Raw genomic sequence first — 16,960 nt, forward strand, 5'->3', positions numbered from 1 at the left:
AAAGCGGAAAAAATTTTGTTTTCGCAAAATTAAGTTGACGTTTTGATTGCTTCCTATGTATAGTAACAAAGTCCTTAATGAATATCTTACAAATATGGCAGGAGGAATATAGGTGGGTTTCCCCGAACTTTTTTCTGGGCCTTACAGCCTAATAACGGGTTTTGTTTTTTGGTATCCTTTCGCAATGGCGCTTTTTTGGATGGCAGGCTCTCTTCTTTTTCTTAAAACGAAAGAATCCAAAAACGATTCTTTGAACATCGAAGAAATCGATTGGCCCATGGTCAGCATATTGGTTCCATGCTATAACGAAGAAGATACGGTCGAAGAGACCGTCCGCAACCTTACCGGACTTTCTTATCCGAAAAAAGAAATCATCTTGATCAACGACGGTTCGAAAGACGGCACGGCCGACATCATCAAAAGATTGTCGGAAGAATACGAAATGGTCAGAGCCATTCAACTTCATGAAAACCGCGGCAAAGCGAATGCCCTGCAAGTCGGCTTATTCGCCTCCAGATCCGAATACCTCATTTGCGTCGACTCCGACGCCCTCCTTGCCGATACAGCCCCCTATTATTTGATTCGTCACTTCTTTAAAGGCGGAGAAAGACTCGGAGCCGTCACAGGGAATCCCGCTATCCGCAATCGCAACAATCTGCTCAGCCGGATGCAACTGGTCGAGTACGCTTCGATCATCGGAGCGATCAAGCGGACGCAAAGGCTGCTCGGAAAAGTCATGACCGTTTCCGGAGTCGTGGTCGCTTTCCGCAAAAAAGCGCTCGTGGACGTAGGTCTGTGGGACCGCGACATGATCACCGAAGACATCGCGGTCAGTTGGAAACTCCAAAAACGCTTTTGGGACGTTCGTTACGAACCGCAGGCCATTTGTTGGATGCTCGTGCCCGAAACCTTATCCGGCATTTGGAAACAGCGCGTCCGCTGGGCGCAGGGCGGCCAAGAAGTCATTCTCCGCCATTGGAAAATCTTGTTCAGTTGGAAGCAGCGCAGAATGTGGCTCATTTACCTCGAACAATGGATCAGCATCCTGTGGGCCTTCAGCTGGCTTTTTGTCACGCTGTTATTGCTGTTCACGGCCGACACGGTAAAAGATACTCTCCTCTGGTTTACGCTCACTTCGTTCGCGTTGGTATTCATCAGTTTGATCCAATTGCTTGTCGCGCTTGGGATCGACTCCCACTATAACCGTGTACTGAAATACTATTTCTGGGCAGCATGGTACCCGGCCATCTATTGGATGGTTAATACATTCGTCGTCATGGCGGCTGTTCCTCGGGCTATTTCATCGCGTCTGAAAGGAGGTTACGCCGTATGGAACAGTCCGGACCGCGGCATGAAGAAGAAAGCTTCCTGATCGTAGGCAATCGATCTCGGCTTCGCACCTGCCTCGATTTTGTTTTTTCATCGATCTTTTGGGTGTACGGCTTGGTCGTGGCCTTTTTTTTCTTGTCGGCCACTTTGGGACTGCATAACGATCTAACAAGAGCGCTGCATGCTTTATTTCATACGATAGATCAAGACGTTCGCAATCTGGTTATCCTGGCCGCCAGCATTTTTGTTCTGTTTTACGCGGTACTTTACATCAACCGTCTATACAACAAAAAAAGATTTGGTACCTTGCGAAGACGAACCTATCCGACTCCCGTCGATAATCTGGAACTCCAAACGCTGGGGCTGCTGGATTTGGAAACAATCGAGAGATTGCAAACCGAGGATTACACCGTTTTCGAGACGAATCCGATCATGGCGCTAGGAAGTAAAAAGCCGTAATCGAAAGAATGGTCGTTTGGCTGACTGCCCCCGCATTCGGTTTACCGTCCGTATGCGCACGCTAAAACTACGGATTCTTCAAGTTCGGTACATCTAAGGAGATCAACGGCTGCCAAACAAGCCGTTTGTCTCCTTTTTTGCGTCCGAATAACAAAATTCGATCGAAAGCCCTGGCCAAATTCGCTGTTGTGGATTTTTAGCGTGCCGAAGCCGGAGATTTTGCGAAATTCGATGGAAATCGCTCGCGGGAAACCTTTCGATCCCGGCAGAACCGTTCCGGAATCGAAAGCTCTGAATGAAGCCGCTTTGTGGATTTTTACAAAATCTTTGACTATGATAAGAAGAGATCTTTTGCAGGCGATATATTTAGTTTACATAAGGACAGAAATCAGGGGGCAAGAGAGAAATGGATGCATTTAGAGAAAAGCTGGAACAATATGCGGAACTGGTCGTAAAGGTAGGGGTCAATATCCAAAAAGGCCAGGTGCTGCATCTGCAATCGCCGATCGAGGCGGCGGAGTTCGCGCGGCTCGTCGTCCAAAAGGCATACGAAGCGGGAGCGAAATACGTCGAGGTCGAATGGGAAGACGAAGCGTCGACCCGGCTGCGGTACGAATACGCGTCGGAAGACACGTTCGATTATTATCCGGCTTTCAAAGCGGAAGCGCTGGAAAAGCTGGCCGAAGGCGGCGGGGCGGTCATGCATATCAAAGTGCCCGATCCCGAACTGTACCGCGGCCTACCGTCTTCGCGCGTAGCCCGGGCGACCAAAGCGGCCGCCGCGGCGCGCAAAGGCTATCAGCAGTTCGTGCGTTCGAACCGCCTCTCCTGGTGCCTAATCAAAGCTCCGACCCGCGCGTGGGCCAATAAGGTGTTCGCCGACCTGCCGGAAGAAGAGCGCATCGACGCGATGTGGGACACCATTTTCCGAATGAACCGGGTAGGCGAAGGCAATGCGGTCGAGAATTGGCGCAGCCATATCGAGACGCTCAAAGTCATGCAGGGCAAGCTCAATGACAAGAAGTACAAAAGCCTGCACTACCGCGCTCCGGGCACGGATCTCAAAGTCGAGCTGGCACAGGATCATCTCTGGCTGGGCGGCGGGGATACGACCGAATCGGGCGTTTACTTCGTAGCCAATATGCCGACCGAAGAGGTCTACACGATGCCGAACCGTACCGGCGTAAACGGCACAGTCACCTCGACGATGCCGCTGAATCTGAACGGACGCCTGGTCGAACGCCTGTCGCTCACTTTCGAAAACGGACGCGTTGTCCATTACGACGCACAGTCCGGACGCGAGCATCTGGAGTCGCTTCTCGATACGGACGAAGGCGCGAAATATCTCGGCGAAGTGGCGCTCGTGCCGTTCGATTCGCCGATCTCGCGGCTGAACCGCGTGTTTTACAATACGGGAATCGACGAGAACGCGTCCTGCCATTTCGCGCTCGGCAGCTGCTATCCGGTCAACATGCAGGGCGGGACGGAGCTGTCGCAGAACGAACTGCTGGCGCGCGGCGGCAATTCGAGTCTGACCCATGTCGATTTCATGGTAGGGTCGGATCAGCTGGATATTGACGGGGAGCTGCCTGACGGAAGCATCGAACCGGTATTCCGCGCAGGCCGTTGGACGATTTGAATTTTGGTTTTGCAAAATCTTTTAATTAAAAATCGATCAATTGGCAGGCCAAATATGATACATTAAACAGAGGAGGGATGGGCATGGAAGAGCAGTATCAGCGTCAGCTCGAGGAGCAGAAACGCCTGTTCAGGCAGCTCGGCATCAAGCTCGACGCTTTGCAAATTCATGAGAAGGATTTTCCCGTCAAAATGCGCGGGTATACGAAAGAGGACGTCGATGCTTTTCTGGACGACATCATTCTCGATTACGAGCGGTTCTATCAGGTCATCTCGGATTTGCTGGACAAGTACAACGCGCTGCAGCGCCGTCAGGGTTACGACTTGGAGAAGAAAGATGCCGAGATCGCGCGTTTGATGGAAAAAGCGAAAGTTCAGGATTATCTGGTGGACCGGCGTATCGTGGAAGAAGCCGTGCAGGACATGGAACGCACGCTGCAGGCGGCCAAGCGCCGGATGCGTCCGGGCGCAGGAGATGCGTATTCCGATCCTTATTGAGCGGAATCGGGCAGGACGTTTCGGCAGTCCGCCCAAGGCCGCAGGCGGCGTTATCGCACGTATATCCATCCGCACGGACGGTCCCGTCCCCGAACCCGAGAGGAGAATGCGGATATGGAACGAATCGAAAGCCTGGAACAATATAACGAACAGATCGGCGGGGAGAAACTGACCGTCATCAAGTTCGATACGAACTGGTGCCCGGACTGCAAAAACCTGGACCGGTTCATCGGCGGCATTATCGAGAAGAACGCGGACAAAGACTTTTTCGCAATGGATGCGGAGAAGTTCCAGGAGATCGCGGAATCGAACGAAGTACGCGGCATTCCGAGCCTGCTCGTGTTCAAGAACGGCGAGAAAATCGCCCATCTGCACAGCAAGTTCGCGAAGACGCCGACACAGGTGTCCGAGTATCTGGAGTCGATCGGCAAGTAAATCAAGGTTCGAAGAGTCTCGGTTCGGCCCAGGCCGGAGCGGCAGGCATTTCGAAGAAAGGGCGGCCTCCGGCCGTCCTTTTTTTGCGTGGAGATCGATGCGGGAGGCGTGCCGGCGAAGCGGCGAAATTTTTTGACCGAAAAAGGAACCGATTTCCGCACTTGCGAGTTCTTATGGGCGAGTGATCACTACAGAGGGGCAAAGGAAGTGAACGACGTTGGAGGATAAAGAGCTGTTCGAGACCTATAAAGAGCCGGTATACCATTATTGTCTGTATATGCTGCGCAATCGTACGGACGCGGAAGACGTCTGCCAGGAAGTGTTCGTCAAGGCGCTGCTGGCGGACCGAAACGGGATCGACTATCTCAAAGCCTGGCTGATGAAAATCGCGGCCAACGAGTGCCATTCGCTGGTGCGGCGCAGAACGAACGGCCGGATGAAGGAAAAGCGGGCTTTTGGGCTTAATCTGCCGCTGCGCTTGCCGCAGTCGGTGGAGCAGACCTACGAACGTACCGAGACGTCGGGCGAATTCGAGGATATGCTGGACCGGCTCAAGCCGAAGCTGCGCGAAGCGCTGCTGCTGTATTATATGGCGGATCTGTCGACAGCCGAGACGGCGCAGGCGCTGGATGTGCCGGTCGGAACCGCGAAATCGAGAATCAGCCGGGGACTCAAAGCCTTAAAAAAGCTGACGGAAAAAGAACCGGCGCCGCCGGAGAAAGAAGGTGACGTTCATGCTTCGAGTTACTGACAAGGAGACCGAACAGAAACTGCGTGGGCTGCGCAAAGAAAATCCGAATTACGACGCGATGTGGAACCGGATTCGGCTGGAAGCGGACAAGCGGGAATCGGGCTGGCAGGAACACCGGCCACAGCCGCAGCCGCGCCGTACCCGCCGGAAATGGACCATGCCGGCCGCATGCGCTTCGCTGGCGGCCGTGATTGCGCTCGGAGCCGCGGCTTCGCAGGGCTACTTTGAGAGCCTGGTTCCGGAAGTCCAATCGGCGCCGCTCGGCCAGTCGGTCGGGGTGCAGGCGGAAGCGGAAGGCATTGTCCTGAAGCTGAATAACGTCGTGCAGGGAACCGACCGCAGCTTCGGCGAGAGCGAAGCCAAAGGCAAGATGATGCTGGATTTCTCGCTCGGCGGTTTCGGCAGCGAGGATCTTCAGGTTGCAGGATTCGACCGCTCGTCGATCACCGATCTGGATACGGGAAAGAAGCTTGAACTCAGTATGGGCGAGTTCAATACGGACGATGTTCGCAGCATTGAAGATTGGGAAACCGGCCGGACGCTGAATACGTCGGCCCGGGTGACCGGCGACTTCAATCAAGCCGAAGGTCCGCATCGCTACCGCCTGGAGGTGTCCGACCTGTACATGATCCGCCGAACCACGGTGCCGGTCAAAGGCAAAGTCAAGCTGGGCGAAGAATATACGGTGCTGCCCGATCAAGACTTCAAAATGAAAATTACGGATATTCGGTGGGACAAGAAGCAGGGGCTGCTGCATATCAAGTTCAGGCCGAACGAAAATATGCCGAAGCTCGAGGCGCAGGATGATACGCTGCTGGCCATGGATCGCGGCAATTCGGTCGGATTGAAGCTCGGCGACCGTGAAATCGGATGGTCCAGTTGGTCGGAGGGGTCAGAGACCACGGAAGTCGAGGGATCGTACAGCGTCAAGGGGATAACGGAAGATCAACTCTCCGACATGACGATGACCTTCACCTACGCCGAACCGGTGCGGGTCGTCGAAGGGCCCTGGACGCTCGACTTTGCGCTCGATCCGTCCAAAGCCGCAGTCCCGACGGAAACGGTACCGGTCGAAGACGACTCCGCCCTGACCGGGCAGACCGGTTGGAAGCTGGGAGATGCAATGCTTGACGCTTACGGCGTTACCATTCCGATCGACCGGGGAACCGACGATCGTTTGCTGCGGGACGGGCAGATCGTCAATTACGGAAACATTACCCTGACGGACGGAGAAGTGACCACTTCCGGCTCGCAGGACCCCACTCCGGACATGAGGATGAACCAATACCGGTCCGACGAGCAGGAATTCATCAAATTCGGTGTGCAGGGCATGATGCGAAATGGGAACGAAAACAAAATGACCTACGACTATTGGGAAAGCTACGATTTCCGCAACAAGCCTCTGACCGCGACATTCAGCGGCGCCTGGATCGCCCATATCGATCCCGATCGCTGGGTCTCCCTGGGCATTCCGACAGCGGAAGAGCGGACCGTCGCCGATACGCTGGCCGACGGCAAAAAGGTTGAGTACATCGTTCACCGGAAAGGCAAGGACGTGTATGTGGCCATCAAAGTACCCGACTATGCCTCGCTGTACGAAGGCACGCGTCTTCGGGTAGACGGCCGGGACTATGCCTACGACACGGAGCCGACGGAAGAAAATTCGATCCAGGATGCTCAAGGCAATTACAGCCGTGTAGATATCTACCGCAATGTACCGGAAGGCGGGAAGTTCGAGATCAACCTTCTGGCTTACGGAACGGTCGACAACACCAAAGACGCCAAGGTCGTCATTCGCAAGTAAAGAAGCAGTCGAAGAACGTCCGGGTCTTGCGACCCGGACGTTCTTTTTTTACGTCACAGCAATAGGAGAGTTCAAAAGGCGGGTGAGCCTATGGTCGTTATTCCTCCGATTGTGGCTATGTCTGGACAGGCGCATTCCTCACTGCGGTTTTTGCGGGAAGATCCGTATTCGAACGAAAGTATATTCCCGGCGGCTTTTTGGTGTGCAGGGCAAACGGGAACCTCTTCGCGGTTTCGTCAGTCCTCTATAAGAAGCGCGCGCTCATTCATCATTCCATGGGCAGGGAGGCAATCGGAAATCGATAAGGATGTGAGGGGAAATGGACGACCTGGAGTTGTTCGAACATTATAAGACCACCGTGTACCGGTACTGTCTGTATATGCTCAAAAATAAAGGCGATGCGGAAGACGTCTGTCAGGAAGTGTTCGTCAAAGCGATGCTGGCGGACCGGCGCGAGCTGCACAGCGAGAAGGCCTGGCTGCTGCGGATCGCGGCGAACGAATGCCACGGGCTGACCCGCCGCAGAAGCCGGGGCCGGGAGAAAGAGCAGGAAGCTTTTCTTCAGACAGCTCCGCTGCACGTTATGCAGTCGGTCGAAAGCGGCTACGAGCGCAGGGAAACGAAGACGGAATTCGGCCTGCTGCTAAAAGAGGTCAAGCCCAGGTTCCGGGAAGTGCTGCTGCTGTATTATATGGCGGATCTGCCTATGGCGGAAGTCGCCGAGATGCTGAATCTGCCGCTCGGAACCGTCAAATCCAGACTGAACCGGGGATTGAAATCGTTAAAAAAGCGGATGGAAGAAGCGGATCGACCATCGAAAAAAGGGAGTGAGTTCCATGTCTCGAATTATTGACTCCGATCTGGAGCACCAACTGCGCGAAGTGGACGACGAAAGTCCGGATTACGCGGGCATGCGCAGACGGATTGTACGGGAAGCGGAGAAGCGGAGAGCGGGCTGGATCGAAGGAACCCCAGGAGGACGGGGGATGCGCCGGAAATGGGCCGTGCCTGCGGCTTCGGGGCTGCTGGCCTGCTCGGTCGCGGCCGGAGTCATCTTCTGGCAGTCTGCGCCTGCGCACGATCCGATCGACACCAAACCGATTTACGGGGCGGCAGTCGGTCAGACGCTGGAAACCTCGGCAGCCGTGGACGGCGTGAAGCTGAAGTTGGATCATGCGATCCGGGGGCATTTTGAAGGGGGAGAAGCGGCAGGCAAGCAGCAGGACGACAAACTTACGCTGCAGACAAGTCTAAGCGGCCTCGATGCGGAGGATGGCGACTATGCGGAGTTCGGCTCGGGCCGTCTGATCGATCTGGACACGGGAGAGACCCAGGCGTTGAACGGGTCCGTCTTCGATCTGCGGCAGGATCTGCGCGATTCGAGCGTACTCGAAGGCAGTTGGGCGGAAGAAGGGAAGAACCGCCGCCTTCGCTTCGAGATGAACGATCTTTATGTGATCCGGCGCCACTCCATTCCTCTTGCAGGAGAGCTGCAGGCCGGCCGAACTTATCCCGTGCCTTCTGTGAAAGGGACATCCGTACGGCTGCTCGATTCCGCGTGGAACGAAGAGGAAGGGCTGCTGAATCTTCGCTACAGACTTGAAGGGAAGGAAGCGGACGCCGCGGCTTCCTATCCCGATTCCCTGCAGGTCGAGGCCGATACCCGGCTGCTGCTGAATACGGGTTCGCGCACGGTCGAATCGACTTCGGGAACGTGGAAAAACAACGAATTTAACCGTAATTACGAACTGTACGATATGGATGCGCAGGAACGCCAGGCGCTGACCCTGACTTACAGTTACGCCGAGAAAGTGCGTGAGATCGACGGCAGTTGGAAAGTAGACTTCACGCTAGACGGATCAAAAGCCGGGGAACAAGCCGTCAAGCTGATTCCTGCAAACGCCGCGGAAATCCAAGACAAGACCGGTTGGACAGTCGGGGAAGCGACGGTAGGGGCTCACGGGGTGTATCTGCCGATTAGCAGAAAGCCGGAAGAGCGGACCGCGCAAGAAGGACTGCTGCTCTATTACGACAAACGGACCCTCATTGCCGACGATTTCGAGTCTGCGGCAGTAGAGCATACGGGCTGGCCGCTTCAGCCGGTCTCCGAGCAGGAGCAGGAAGGTACGGAAGCTCTTGCTTTCCGTCCGCTCAGTCACGAGCTTCGGGATCTGGCGTCGGGTCCTCTGTCTTTACGGCTGCAGGATGCGGTCGTGCTTCGCCGGGCGCCGGACGATTTCTGGACGGCCCTTGCGGCTCCGAAGCCGGAAGAACAGCAGGTCCGGGCCAAACTGCCGGACGGCAGCCGGTTGACTTACCGATATGTGCGCCAGGGCGACGATCTTAAGGTCGTGACCGCCACACCGGATGCGCTGCATCTGCTTCAGGGAACGGAACTGAAGGTGAACGGCGAAGTGCGGAAGCCGGACGGGCCTGCTTCCTATAATCTGTACCGGGAGCAGGGCGATTACCGGATCGACCTTTATCGGAACGTGCCGGAGTCGGCCGAGCTGGAACTCGGACTTGGCCTGTACGGCCAAATCGATCCGTCCCTGAACACGGAGATCGTGCTGCGCAGGTAAGCGTAAATACAGCTATTTTTAATCCATTTCCCTCTCCAAGCTTGGCCAGGTCCGCAAAAGACCTGGTTAGGCTTTTTTTGATTTTTTCAAAAAGCGAACTGTTCGCGGCGTCCGCGAGTCTCTATAACTAGGGAAGAATCCTATCAGAGGGGCGAAGGACGTGAGAAATGGTGGACGATAATACGTTATTTATCACCTACAAAGAAGACGTGTACCGATACTGTCTGCATATGCTGCGAAACCGGACGGATGCGGAAGACATCTGCCAGGAAGTGTTCGTCAAGGCCATGTTGGCGGACCGTGACAAAGTCGAACATATCAAAGCCTGGCTGATGCGAATCGCCGCCAATGAATGCCATTCGCTGATGCGGCGCCGAACGAACAGCAGTCTCAAAGAGAAAAAGGCTTTTACAACCAGTATGCCGCTGCGTTCGCCGCAATCGGTAGAAAAAGAGTATGAAAGCGCCGAAACGGCCGATGAGTTCGGCAGGCTGCTGAGCAAACTGAAGCCCAAGGTACGGGAAGCGATGCTGCTGTATTATATGGCGGATCTGTCGACACCGGAGACGGCAGAAGCGCTGGGCCTACCGCTTGGCACGGTGAAGTCCAGAATCAATCGGGGATTGAAAATGCTCAAGAAACTGTATGAAAAAAGTCCGGAATCGCCGGGGAAAGGAAGTGAGCGGCATGTCTCAGATTACTGAACATCAGATCAAACAGAAAATGCTCGACTTAACCGATGGCAGTCCGAATTATGATGAGATGTGGAACCGGATTCGTTTGGAAGTGGAGCGCCGCCGTTCCGGTTGGAGCGAGCATACGGATGCCCTGCCGGACAAATCGGTGTTGTCGCGTGCACGGCAGTGGACATTGGCCGCTGCCGCTGCGGTAGTCGTTGCAGCAGCAGGAGGAACGGCGGTGTATTTCGATCAGCAGACGGAAGTCGCTCCGACGGTAATGGGGCAGAAGATTGAAGCTTCGGCAGAGGCCGAAGGCATCGAGCTGACCTTGAATAGTGTAGCAATAGGAGTCAAACCGCTGGAGCAGGAGAAACAAATGGCGCTTCACCTGCGTCTGACCGATACGAAAAAACAGGGCTTCGGCACGGTTGAGTTCGAACAAGCGATTTTGACCGATTTGAGCAGTGGGCAGCAGCTCGCCGTATCGCAGGATAAACGAAGCTTGTTCGAGTTTGACGAAGGCAGCGGCACGTCGACTTTGACCCAATCCTTTGAAGGCCGCCTGCCCGTAGACGGTGAGAGCAGAGAGTATCGTTTAACGTTAAAAAATCCGACCTATTCGACGGCTCAAACGATCGATTCCCTCCAGGGCGACTGGACCATCGAATTCACCGTCAAAGGGGAACAGGCCGCTTCGGCAACCTATACGGTGCCTATCGAAGATCAGGCAACGTTTGAAGATCGTACCGGAATGAAGCTGGGGGAAGCACAGATCAGCCCCTTCGACATCAGAATTCCGGTGACTCGTACGCAGGATAGCTCCGCAGATTCAGGAGAGTTTATGTATTACAAGAATTCGACTTTGAAGGTGGACAACATCGGTCTGAAAGGCCAATGGACTCCGCTGCCTGGAAGCGCACAGATCCAATTGGGCCTCGACCCGAACGCTCCGGAAACTCTGCATTTCAATCTTGTAGACAATTCGCTTGAAGATGTGAGAGACAGCTCTTTGACACTGCAGCTGAGAAATGCCGTAATCCAGCGTTCTTACCCGGATATTTGGACGCCAATGGCTCCTCCAGGCGAGAAGGTGCAGTCCATATCGGAAACACTGCCCGATCAGAACGTTATCGCTTATAAAGTGAAGCGGGAAGGCCTGGATATCCATGTGAATATGCCGATAAAAAATGATTTGTCCATGATCAGCGGAACCCGAATTCAGGTCGACGGGAAAACGTACAAACGCAGCGAAAGCGAGTCGTACAGCAAATATACCGGCGATACCGGCTTCCAGGTCGACGTCTTCAAAAATGTACCCGAAGGCAGCGAGTTCTCGATCAACATGGGAACATACGGCGTGTACGATTCCTCGCGGGACATCGACGTTCAGATCCGGTAAGTTTTTATCCGATTCGAGTTTTTTGAGGGGAAATCGCGATTTGAGATTTTAACGGATCGAGGCGATGCTTAGCAGGTGTTTTGGAACATTTGAGAATTTTAACGGATTCAGATGACGCTTAGAAGGGAATCGGGCTTGCTTTTGACGGAAAAAAGGCGATAAAAGACGGCTAACGGATATACGATCCTTTAGCCGAGCCCCCGCCGCGATTGCTCATAAGCGCTGCGCCGCAAACCAAAAGAAGCTGTCCCAAGCCTTATTCATGGCTTTCGGGACAGCTTCTTTTTTTAAACTTCCGCTCCGTTCTCCTTGGCCCACGCCTTCAGCTTCCGGTCGCTTGGCAGCAGGAATGTAATTACGCCGAGCAGCGGCAGAAAGCTGCAAAAGCGCATAACCGCAGCGACACCGGCGGCATCCATCCAACTGCCGAGTACCAGACCGCCGATTCCGCCCATACCGAACGCAAGACCGGTCACGAGCCCCGATACGGCGCCGATCCGGCCCGGAATCAGCATCTGCGCGTAGACGACGGAGACCGAGAAGCTCGACAGCAGGATAAATCCGATCAGCGTCAGCAGAATGCCGGTCCACGTCAGATTGGCATAGGGAAGCGCAAGCGTCAGCGGAGCGGCCAGCAGCATCGAGGCGAACAGGACGTTGCGTTTGCCGAACCGGTCGGCCAGAGGGCCGCCCAGCAGCGTTCCGGCCGCACCGGCCGCAAGGAACAGGAACACATAAATCTGCGCATCGGCGATGCTGACGCCGAATACGTCACGCAGATAAAAGGCATAGTAGCTGCCGATCGACGTGACGTACCACGAACGGACGAATACAAGCAGCAGCAGAAGCAGCATGGCGGACAGAATCCGTTTGCGGGCCGCCGGGTTCAGCGCTTTTCGGACGACGGCTTTCCTGGCCTGGGCCGTCGCTTTGAGCGTGCGTCCGTACCAGCGGGCGATAAAGATCTGAATCACGATGCCGAGTGCGGCCAGGCCCGTGAACCAGATCGCGCCGAACTGGCCGAGCGGGATAAAGATCAGCCGGGTCAGCAGCGGGGCGAGCGACTGTCCGGCGTTGCCGCCGACCTGGAAAATCGACTGCGCAAGGCCGCGGCGCGGGCCGGCGGCCATATGCGACACGCGCGAGCCTTCCGGGTGGAAAGCCGCCGAACCGAGACCCACGAAGATAACCGCGACGATGACGGCGGCGTAGCTCGGCGCATAAGCGAGCAGCAGCATGCCGGTCAGCGTGGAGGCCATGGCCATCGGCAGCAGGGCGGGCGTCGGCCGTTTGTCGGCGAACAATCCGATGACGGGCTGCATGATCGACGCCGTGAAATTGATCGCGAACAGGATCCAGCCGAGCTGTCCGTAGCTGAGCGACATCGACTCCTGCAGAATCGGCATGATGGCGGGAATGACCGCCTGCATCGAGTCGTTGAACAGATGGACGAGGCCGATCGCAAACAGCACGCCGTAGACGGTGCCGCGTGAGCGGGACTCCGGCGTGGGAATCTTGCCGGAGCCTGCGGAATTTGCGGTAGGATCGTCCGCAAGGGCTCCGGATTTGACGGACATGATGGCAGACCTCCTGGGAAATGGGAATGTGTATCATTGTAGGCGAAGCGCCGGAATCGGGCAATAGGGGATGAGGACGCCGGGCGGGCAAGATCGAACATGTTCGAACACGATCTTCGATTCGCTCCAACTCGCTAACGAATCCTCCTACTGCTAAGTTGGCGCTTTTGCCCGATTTTTGAACCTAACGAATCGTCAAAGCGCTATTACTCGGATTTATCGAGAAAAAGCTTTCCGGCGGCCAAATAACGTGCTCGCGATTCGTTAGATCGGAAAAACATTGCAAAAAAGAATAATAGCGTGCCTAGGATTCGTCAGCTTGACGGAAAGTGAACGTCCGGACTGCCAATTCGAGGCTTAACATCTGTTCGTCAGACTCTTAAATACCGAATTTCCGCCTGTTTGCTCAAATTCTCCTATCTGCGAGCCGGACAAAAAATCCGTACCGCTCGCCGTCTCCCGGGATAAAACGGGCGCGGTTCGCTGTACGGATTATTCGTTTACTTCTGGGTACTTCTATCCGCATAGGGCATCACGGACAGACTTGTACGGTCACGCGTCGACCGTAAGGTCAACGAATTCCTTTTCCAACTTAAGCTTCTTCAACCTCAAAGCCGGCCTGTTTCCAAGCCGCCGTTCCGCCGTCGATGAACGCTACGTCGGTAAAGCCCATCAGCTTAAGCGCGTATGCGCCAAGAGCCGCTTGGCCGCCGGCGCCGCACGTCACGAGGATCGGACGGTTGCGGTCGCTCAGGCGCTCGTCGCGAAGTTCGGCGGGAACGCCGAGATCGGCGCGGATCGGCAGCATGCCGAGCGAAATGTTCGCGCTGCTCGGGATCAGTCCGCAGGCGCCGGCATCCGCCGCATCCTGCACGTCGATGATGAACGTGTCCGGGTTGGCGTTGATTTTCTCGCGTGCTTCCTGGGAAGTAACGGCGGGTACGTTGTTTCTGGCCTGGGTAACCATGTCCGTGAATGTCAAAGCCATCTTGGTTCAGCCTCCTAGTGGGTTCTAAGTATAGGTGCCGAACGTTTTCGCAGGGAAGCGGAAGCGTTCGGCGCTTTCCTTATCTATTATACCCATAGAAAAATCCCCGCGTCACTATTGACAGCCAAACCGTCCTTTTTTAGCGGTTGTCCACTTTTTCCGGATACAGATCGTGGTTCGTCAGCCGGTTAAACGCCATTTCTTCGTATTTGGTGCCCGGTTTGCCGTAGTTGGTGTACGGGTCGATCGAGATGCCGCCGCGCGGCGTAAATTTGCCCCAGACCTCGATATAGCGCGGGTCCATCAGCTCGATCAGATCGTTCATGATGATGTTCATGCAGTCTTCGTGGAAGTCGCCGTGGTTGCGGAAGCTGAACAAATACAATTTGAGCGATTTGCTTTCGACCATTTTGACGTCCGGAATATAGCTGATATAGATCGTGGCAAAGTCCGGCTGGCCGGTGATCGGACACAGGCTCGTGAATTCCGGGCAGTTAAATTTGACGAAATAATCGCGGTACGCGTGCTTGTTGTCGAACGACTCCAGAATGCCGGGATCGTATTCGAACGTATATTTTGTGCCCTGGTTGCCCAGCAGCGTCAGGTCTTCGAGACCGTCTTGGCGGGAATGGCTCATGGGAAGGCTCCTTTAATTGTAAAATAGGATGGATATAAAATCAGACGCCGCGCTTGTTGCCCCAGACGAGCGTGTGCAGCTGCGGCAGAGCCCGGGCGTCTTTGAGATCCGGCAGGTCGGACAGACGTCCGATGAGCCATTCGTAGCGTTTCAGCAGCGAAGAGACATGATCCTGCACTTCGCCGGCCACTTCGGGATTGCCGGTCTGCAGAATGAACGGAATGTCCGGATAGCGCCGATGTACGCCGCGGGCGTAAGTCAAGTCGTCTTCGTCGAAAATGACGATCTTGATGCACAGGTCGCGCCGTCCCGGAGCTTCGCCCAGGCGGGACACGATATCGTCCAGCACGTCGAAGTCGGTCTCCATGCCCGAACTCGGCGGCTTGGGCGACAGGGTGACTTCGTCGATCCGTACCAGCCAGTCCTGCCAGCGGGAACCCTGGGTTTCGACGGCGGTCCGGATCCCGCGTTCGCGCAGAAGCTGGACCAGATACGCGATCTGGGGCAGCAGCAGCGGATTGCCGCCGGAGATCGTCACGTGGTCGAACGTATCGCCGCCGAGCGCCAGCAGTTCGCCGACGATCTCTTCGGGACTCAGCATACGGATCTGGTCTTTGGCGCTGCCGTCCCAGGTGAACTTGGAGTCGCACCAGGAGCAGCGGTAATCGCAGCCCGCCGTGCGGACGAACATCGTCTTGCGGCCGATCGACATGCCTTCGCCCTGAATCGTCGGACCGAATACTTCAAGGACGGGAATCGGACGGGAAGAAGCGTTCATTCTGCCATCCACTCCCGTCTGGCTTCCGCGTAGGAAGTAGGCGTTTCGAACAAACGGACGAATTCGGTGCGCGCCCCGAGCTGCGAATAGGCTTCCGAAGTCAGCGCCGATTCCATCTGCTCGTAGATCCAGACGACCATGTTCTCGGCTGTCGTGTTCATAAGCGGGAGCGTCTCGTTCAGATAACGGTGATCCAGGTACGTCTCGATCCGCTCTTTCCAGATCTGTTTGATCTCGCCGAAATCGACCGCGATGCCGTTGGAAGCCGGTACGGCCGAGATGCCGAATACGACTTCGTACGTGTGGCCGTGCAGATTCTTGCATTTGCCTTCGTAGTCGTGCAGATGATGGGCGGCGTCGAACGTAAACGATTTGCTTACCAGCACGCGCTTGCGGTGGTAGCGCAGCTGCTCGCCCGTAATATCTTCTCCGAATACCTGAAGCTGCTGCACGATGTGGAAAGGCCCGGGTTGGCGGCTTTCGCTTTTGCTCATACCGTCGCCTTCCGTTCCGAAACGTATTTCTCGAGACCGGCGCGGCGCAGCAGGCAGGCCGGGCACTCGCCGCAGCCGTCGCCGATCACGCCGTTATAGCAGGTCAGCGTGCGTTCGCGCACGAAATCGAAGGCGCCGAGTTCGTCGGCCAGTCCCCAGGTTTCGGCTTTGTCGAGCCACATCAGCGGCGTATGGATCACAAACGGATAATCCATCGCCAGATTTAACGTGACGTCGAGCGATTTGATAAACGTATCCCGGCAGTCCGGGTATCCGCTGAAGTCCGTCTCGCAGACGCCCGTCACGATATGGCGCGCGCCGGACGTTTTGGCGAGAATGGCGGCGAAGCTCAGGAACAGCAGATTGCGTCCTTCGACGAACGTACTGGGCAGTTCGCCTTCTTCATGCGCGATCTCGATATCGTCGCGGGTCAGGGCGTTGGGAGCGAGCTGGTTCAGCAGGCTCATGTCGAGCACGGTGTGTTTGACGTCCAGCTCTGCAGCAATGGTCCGCGCACAGTCGATCTCCAACTTGTGGCGCTGGCCGTAATCGAACGTAACCGCCTGAACGTCCGCGAATGTCTTTTTGGCCCAGAACAAACAGGTCGTGCTGTCCTGGCCGCCGCTGAATACGACAACGGCTTTTTCGTTTTTAAGCATGCAAAAAACCTCTTTCTTCATCTGGGATGGGAAGGAAAGAGGTTCAGGAACTTGCCGTAAAAAAACAGGTCCGGCCCCATACGGAGCACGTCGGCTTCGTATGGGCGGTACTTGGCGCCGCGAACGGACCCGCACGAAAGCGTCCGAACGGGCCGGGGTGCCCGCAGGAGTTCACGCCAAAGCGTTGCAGGGGCAGCCCGGCCGCACCCGCGTTTCTTCCGGCGGCACCCGAAGGGCGCGCCGAAGAAACCT

Annotated in this window: 17 protein-coding genes; 11 read left to right on the forward strand and 6 right to left on the reverse strand. The window is 55.7% G+C overall.

Annotated elements, in window-relative coordinates:
* Positions 1–199 precede the first annotated feature (199 nt).
* From pgaC to HOP44_RS06785, 11 genes are all read left to right on the forward strand, one after another.
* Positions 200–1,372: a poly-beta-1,6-N-acetyl-D-glucosamine synthase gene (gene pgaC / locus HOP44_RS06735; RefSeq protein WP_246369669.1), complete on the forward strand. Its 1,173-nt coding sequence runs from the start codon at positions 200–202 to the stop codon at positions 1,370–1,372.
* Positions 1,330–1,788, forward strand: coding sequence for a hypothetical protein (locus HOP44_RS06740; RefSeq protein ID WP_172251836.1), 459 nt, complete (start codon positions 1,330–1,332; stop codon positions 1,786–1,788). Before pgaC ends, HOP44_RS06740 begins: the two co-directional genes overlap by 43 nt.
* A gap of 406 nt (positions 1,789–2,194) precedes the next feature.
* The gene (locus HOP44_RS06745) at positions 2,195–3,427 is read left to right on the forward strand and encodes an aminopeptidase (RefSeq protein WP_172251838.1); all 1,233 of its coding nucleotides are present in this window, start codon (positions 2,195–2,197) and stop codon (positions 3,425–3,427) included.
* Between the two features lie 83 nt (positions 3,428–3,510).
* Positions 3,511–3,924, forward strand: coding sequence for a DivIVA domain-containing protein (locus HOP44_RS06750; protein ID WP_172251840.1), 414 nt, complete (start codon positions 3,511–3,513; stop codon positions 3,922–3,924).
* Between the two features lie 114 nt (positions 3,925–4,038).
* Entirely contained in the window at positions 4,039–4,359 is a 321-nt protein-coding gene (locus HOP44_RS06755; RefSeq protein ID WP_172251842.1) for a thioredoxin family protein, read from the forward strand.
* A gap of 217 nt (positions 4,360–4,576) precedes the next feature.
* Entirely contained in the window at positions 4,577–5,110 is a 534-nt protein-coding gene (locus HOP44_RS06760; protein ID WP_172251844.1) for an RNA polymerase sigma factor, read from the forward strand.
* Complete coding sequence (locus HOP44_RS06765; RefSeq protein ID WP_172251846.1) at positions 5,094–6,914, forward strand: hypothetical protein; 1,821 nt, start codon at positions 5,094–5,096, stop codon at positions 6,912–6,914. Before HOP44_RS06760 ends, HOP44_RS06765 begins: the two co-directional genes overlap by 17 nt.
* Before the next feature lie 319 nt (positions 6,915–7,233).
* Complete coding sequence (locus HOP44_RS06770; RefSeq protein ID WP_172251848.1) at positions 7,234–7,767, forward strand: RNA polymerase sigma factor; 534 nt, start codon at positions 7,234–7,236, stop codon at positions 7,765–7,767.
* Positions 7,751–9,496 (forward strand): hypothetical protein, encoded by a 1,746-nt coding sequence (locus tag HOP44_RS06775; protein WP_172251850.1) that lies wholly within the window; start codon positions 7,751–7,753, stop codon positions 9,494–9,496. The genes HOP44_RS06770 and HOP44_RS06775 overlap by 17 nt, the downstream gene beginning before the upstream one ends.
* 167 nt (positions 9,497–9,663) lie before the next feature.
* Positions 9,664–10,200, forward strand: coding sequence for an RNA polymerase sigma factor (locus tag HOP44_RS06780; protein ID WP_216667502.1), 537 nt, complete (start codon positions 9,664–9,666; stop codon positions 10,198–10,200).
* Positions 10,184–11,575 (forward strand): hypothetical protein, encoded by a 1,392-nt coding sequence (locus tag HOP44_RS06785; RefSeq protein WP_172251852.1) that lies wholly within the window; start codon positions 10,184–10,186, stop codon positions 11,573–11,575. The genes HOP44_RS06780 and HOP44_RS06785 overlap by 17 nt, the downstream gene beginning before the upstream one ends.
* A 287-nt stretch (positions 11,576–11,862) precedes the next feature.
* Here HOP44_RS06785 and HOP44_RS06790 read toward each other — a convergent pair whose 3' ends face one another.
* The 6 genes from HOP44_RS06790 to queC all read right to left on the reverse strand — a co-directional run bounded on the left by HOP44_RS06790 (position 11,863) and on the right by queC (position 16,708).
* Complete coding sequence (locus HOP44_RS06790) at positions 11,863–13,152, reverse strand: MFS transporter (protein WP_172251854.1); 1,290 nt, start codon at positions 13,150–13,152, stop codon at positions 11,863–11,865.
* Positions 13,153–13,744: 592 nt separating this feature from the next.
* Complete coding sequence (locus HOP44_RS06795) at positions 13,745–14,140, reverse strand: rhodanese-like domain-containing protein (RefSeq protein WP_172251856.1); 396 nt, start codon at positions 14,138–14,140, stop codon at positions 13,745–13,747.
* A 139-nt stretch (positions 14,141–14,279) separates the two neighbouring features.
* Positions 14,280–14,777 (reverse strand): preQ(1) synthase, encoded by a 498-nt coding sequence (queF, locus tag HOP44_RS06800; RefSeq protein ID WP_037283726.1) that lies wholly within the window; start codon positions 14,775–14,777, stop codon positions 14,280–14,282.
* 40 nt (positions 14,778–14,817) lie between these two features.
* Positions 14,818–15,555: a 7-carboxy-7-deazaguanine synthase QueE gene (gene queE, locus HOP44_RS06805; protein WP_172251858.1), complete on the reverse strand. Its 738-nt coding sequence runs from the start codon at positions 15,553–15,555 to the stop codon at positions 14,818–14,820.
* Complete coding sequence (gene queD / locus HOP44_RS06810) at positions 15,552–16,049, reverse strand: 6-carboxytetrahydropterin synthase QueD (protein WP_172251860.1); 498 nt, start codon at positions 16,047–16,049, stop codon at positions 15,552–15,554. The genes queE and queD overlap by 4 nt, the downstream gene beginning before the upstream one ends.
* Positions 16,046–16,708 (reverse strand): 7-cyano-7-deazaguanine synthase QueC, encoded by a 663-nt coding sequence (gene queC / locus HOP44_RS06815; protein ID WP_172251862.1) that lies wholly within the window; start codon positions 16,706–16,708, stop codon positions 16,046–16,048. The genes queD and queC overlap by 4 nt, the downstream gene beginning before the upstream one ends.
* Positions 16,709–16,960: the final 252 nt, after the last annotated feature.

The sequence above is a fragment of the Saccharibacillus deserti genome, assembly GCF_013618475.1.
In the GTDB taxonomy this organism is placed as follows: Bacteria; Bacillota; Bacilli; order Paenibacillales; family Paenibacillaceae; genus Saccharibacillus; species Saccharibacillus deserti.

Excerpts from the sequence above, each read along its gene's own strand:
- HOP44_RS06780 (WP_216667502.1), top strand. The coding sequence starts at position 9,664 with ATGGTGGACGATAATACGTTATTTATCACCTACAAAGAAGACGTGTAC.
- HOP44_RS06750 (WP_172251840.1), top strand. The coding sequence starts at position 3,511 with ATGGAAGAGCAGTATCAGCGTCAGCTCGAGGAGCAGAAACGCCTGTTC.
- queF (WP_037283726.1), bottom strand. The coding sequence starts at position 14,777 with ATGAGCCATTCCCGCCAAGACGGTCTCGAAGACCTGACGCTGCTGGGC.
- pgaC (WP_246369669.1), top strand. The coding sequence starts at position 200 with ATGGCAGGCTCTCTTCTTTTTCTTAAAACGAAAGAATCCAAAAACGAT.
- queC (WP_172251862.1), bottom strand. The coding sequence starts at position 16,708 with ATGCTTAAAAACGAAAAAGCCGTTGTCGTATTCAGCGGCGGCCAGGAC.
- queE (WP_172251858.1), bottom strand. The coding sequence starts at position 15,555 with ATGAACGCTTCTTCCCGTCCGATTCCCGTCCTTGAAGTATTCGGTCCG.
- HOP44_RS06770 (WP_172251848.1), top strand. The coding sequence starts at position 7,234 with ATGGACGACCTGGAGTTGTTCGAACATTATAAGACCACCGTGTACCGG.
- queD (WP_172251860.1), bottom strand. The coding sequence starts at position 16,049 with ATGAGCAAAAGCGAAAGCCGCCAACCCGGGCCTTTCCACATCGTGCAG.
- HOP44_RS06755 (WP_172251842.1), top strand. The coding sequence starts at position 4,039 with ATGGAACGAATCGAAAGCCTGGAACAATATAACGAACAGATCGGCGGG.
- HOP44_RS06775 (WP_172251850.1), top strand. The coding sequence starts at position 7,751 with ATGTCTCGAATTATTGACTCCGATCTGGAGCACCAACTGCGCGAAGTG.
- HOP44_RS06740 (WP_172251836.1), top strand. The coding sequence starts at position 1,330 with ATGGAACAGTCCGGACCGCGGCATGAAGAAGAAAGCTTCCTGATCGTA.
- HOP44_RS06795 (WP_172251856.1), bottom strand. The coding sequence starts at position 14,140 with ATGGCTTTGACATTCACGGACATGGTTACCCAGGCCAGAAACAACGTA.
- HOP44_RS06790 (WP_172251854.1), bottom strand. The coding sequence starts at position 13,152 with ATGTCCGTCAAATCCGGAGCCCTTGCGGACGATCCTACCGCAAATTCC.
- HOP44_RS06765 (WP_172251846.1), top strand. The coding sequence starts at position 5,094 with ATGCTTCGAGTTACTGACAAGGAGACCGAACAGAAACTGCGTGGGCTG.
- HOP44_RS06785 (WP_172251852.1), top strand. The coding sequence starts at position 10,184 with ATGTCTCAGATTACTGAACATCAGATCAAACAGAAAATGCTCGACTTA.
- HOP44_RS06745 (WP_172251838.1), top strand. The coding sequence starts at position 2,195 with ATGGATGCATTTAGAGAAAAGCTGGAACAATATGCGGAACTGGTCGTA.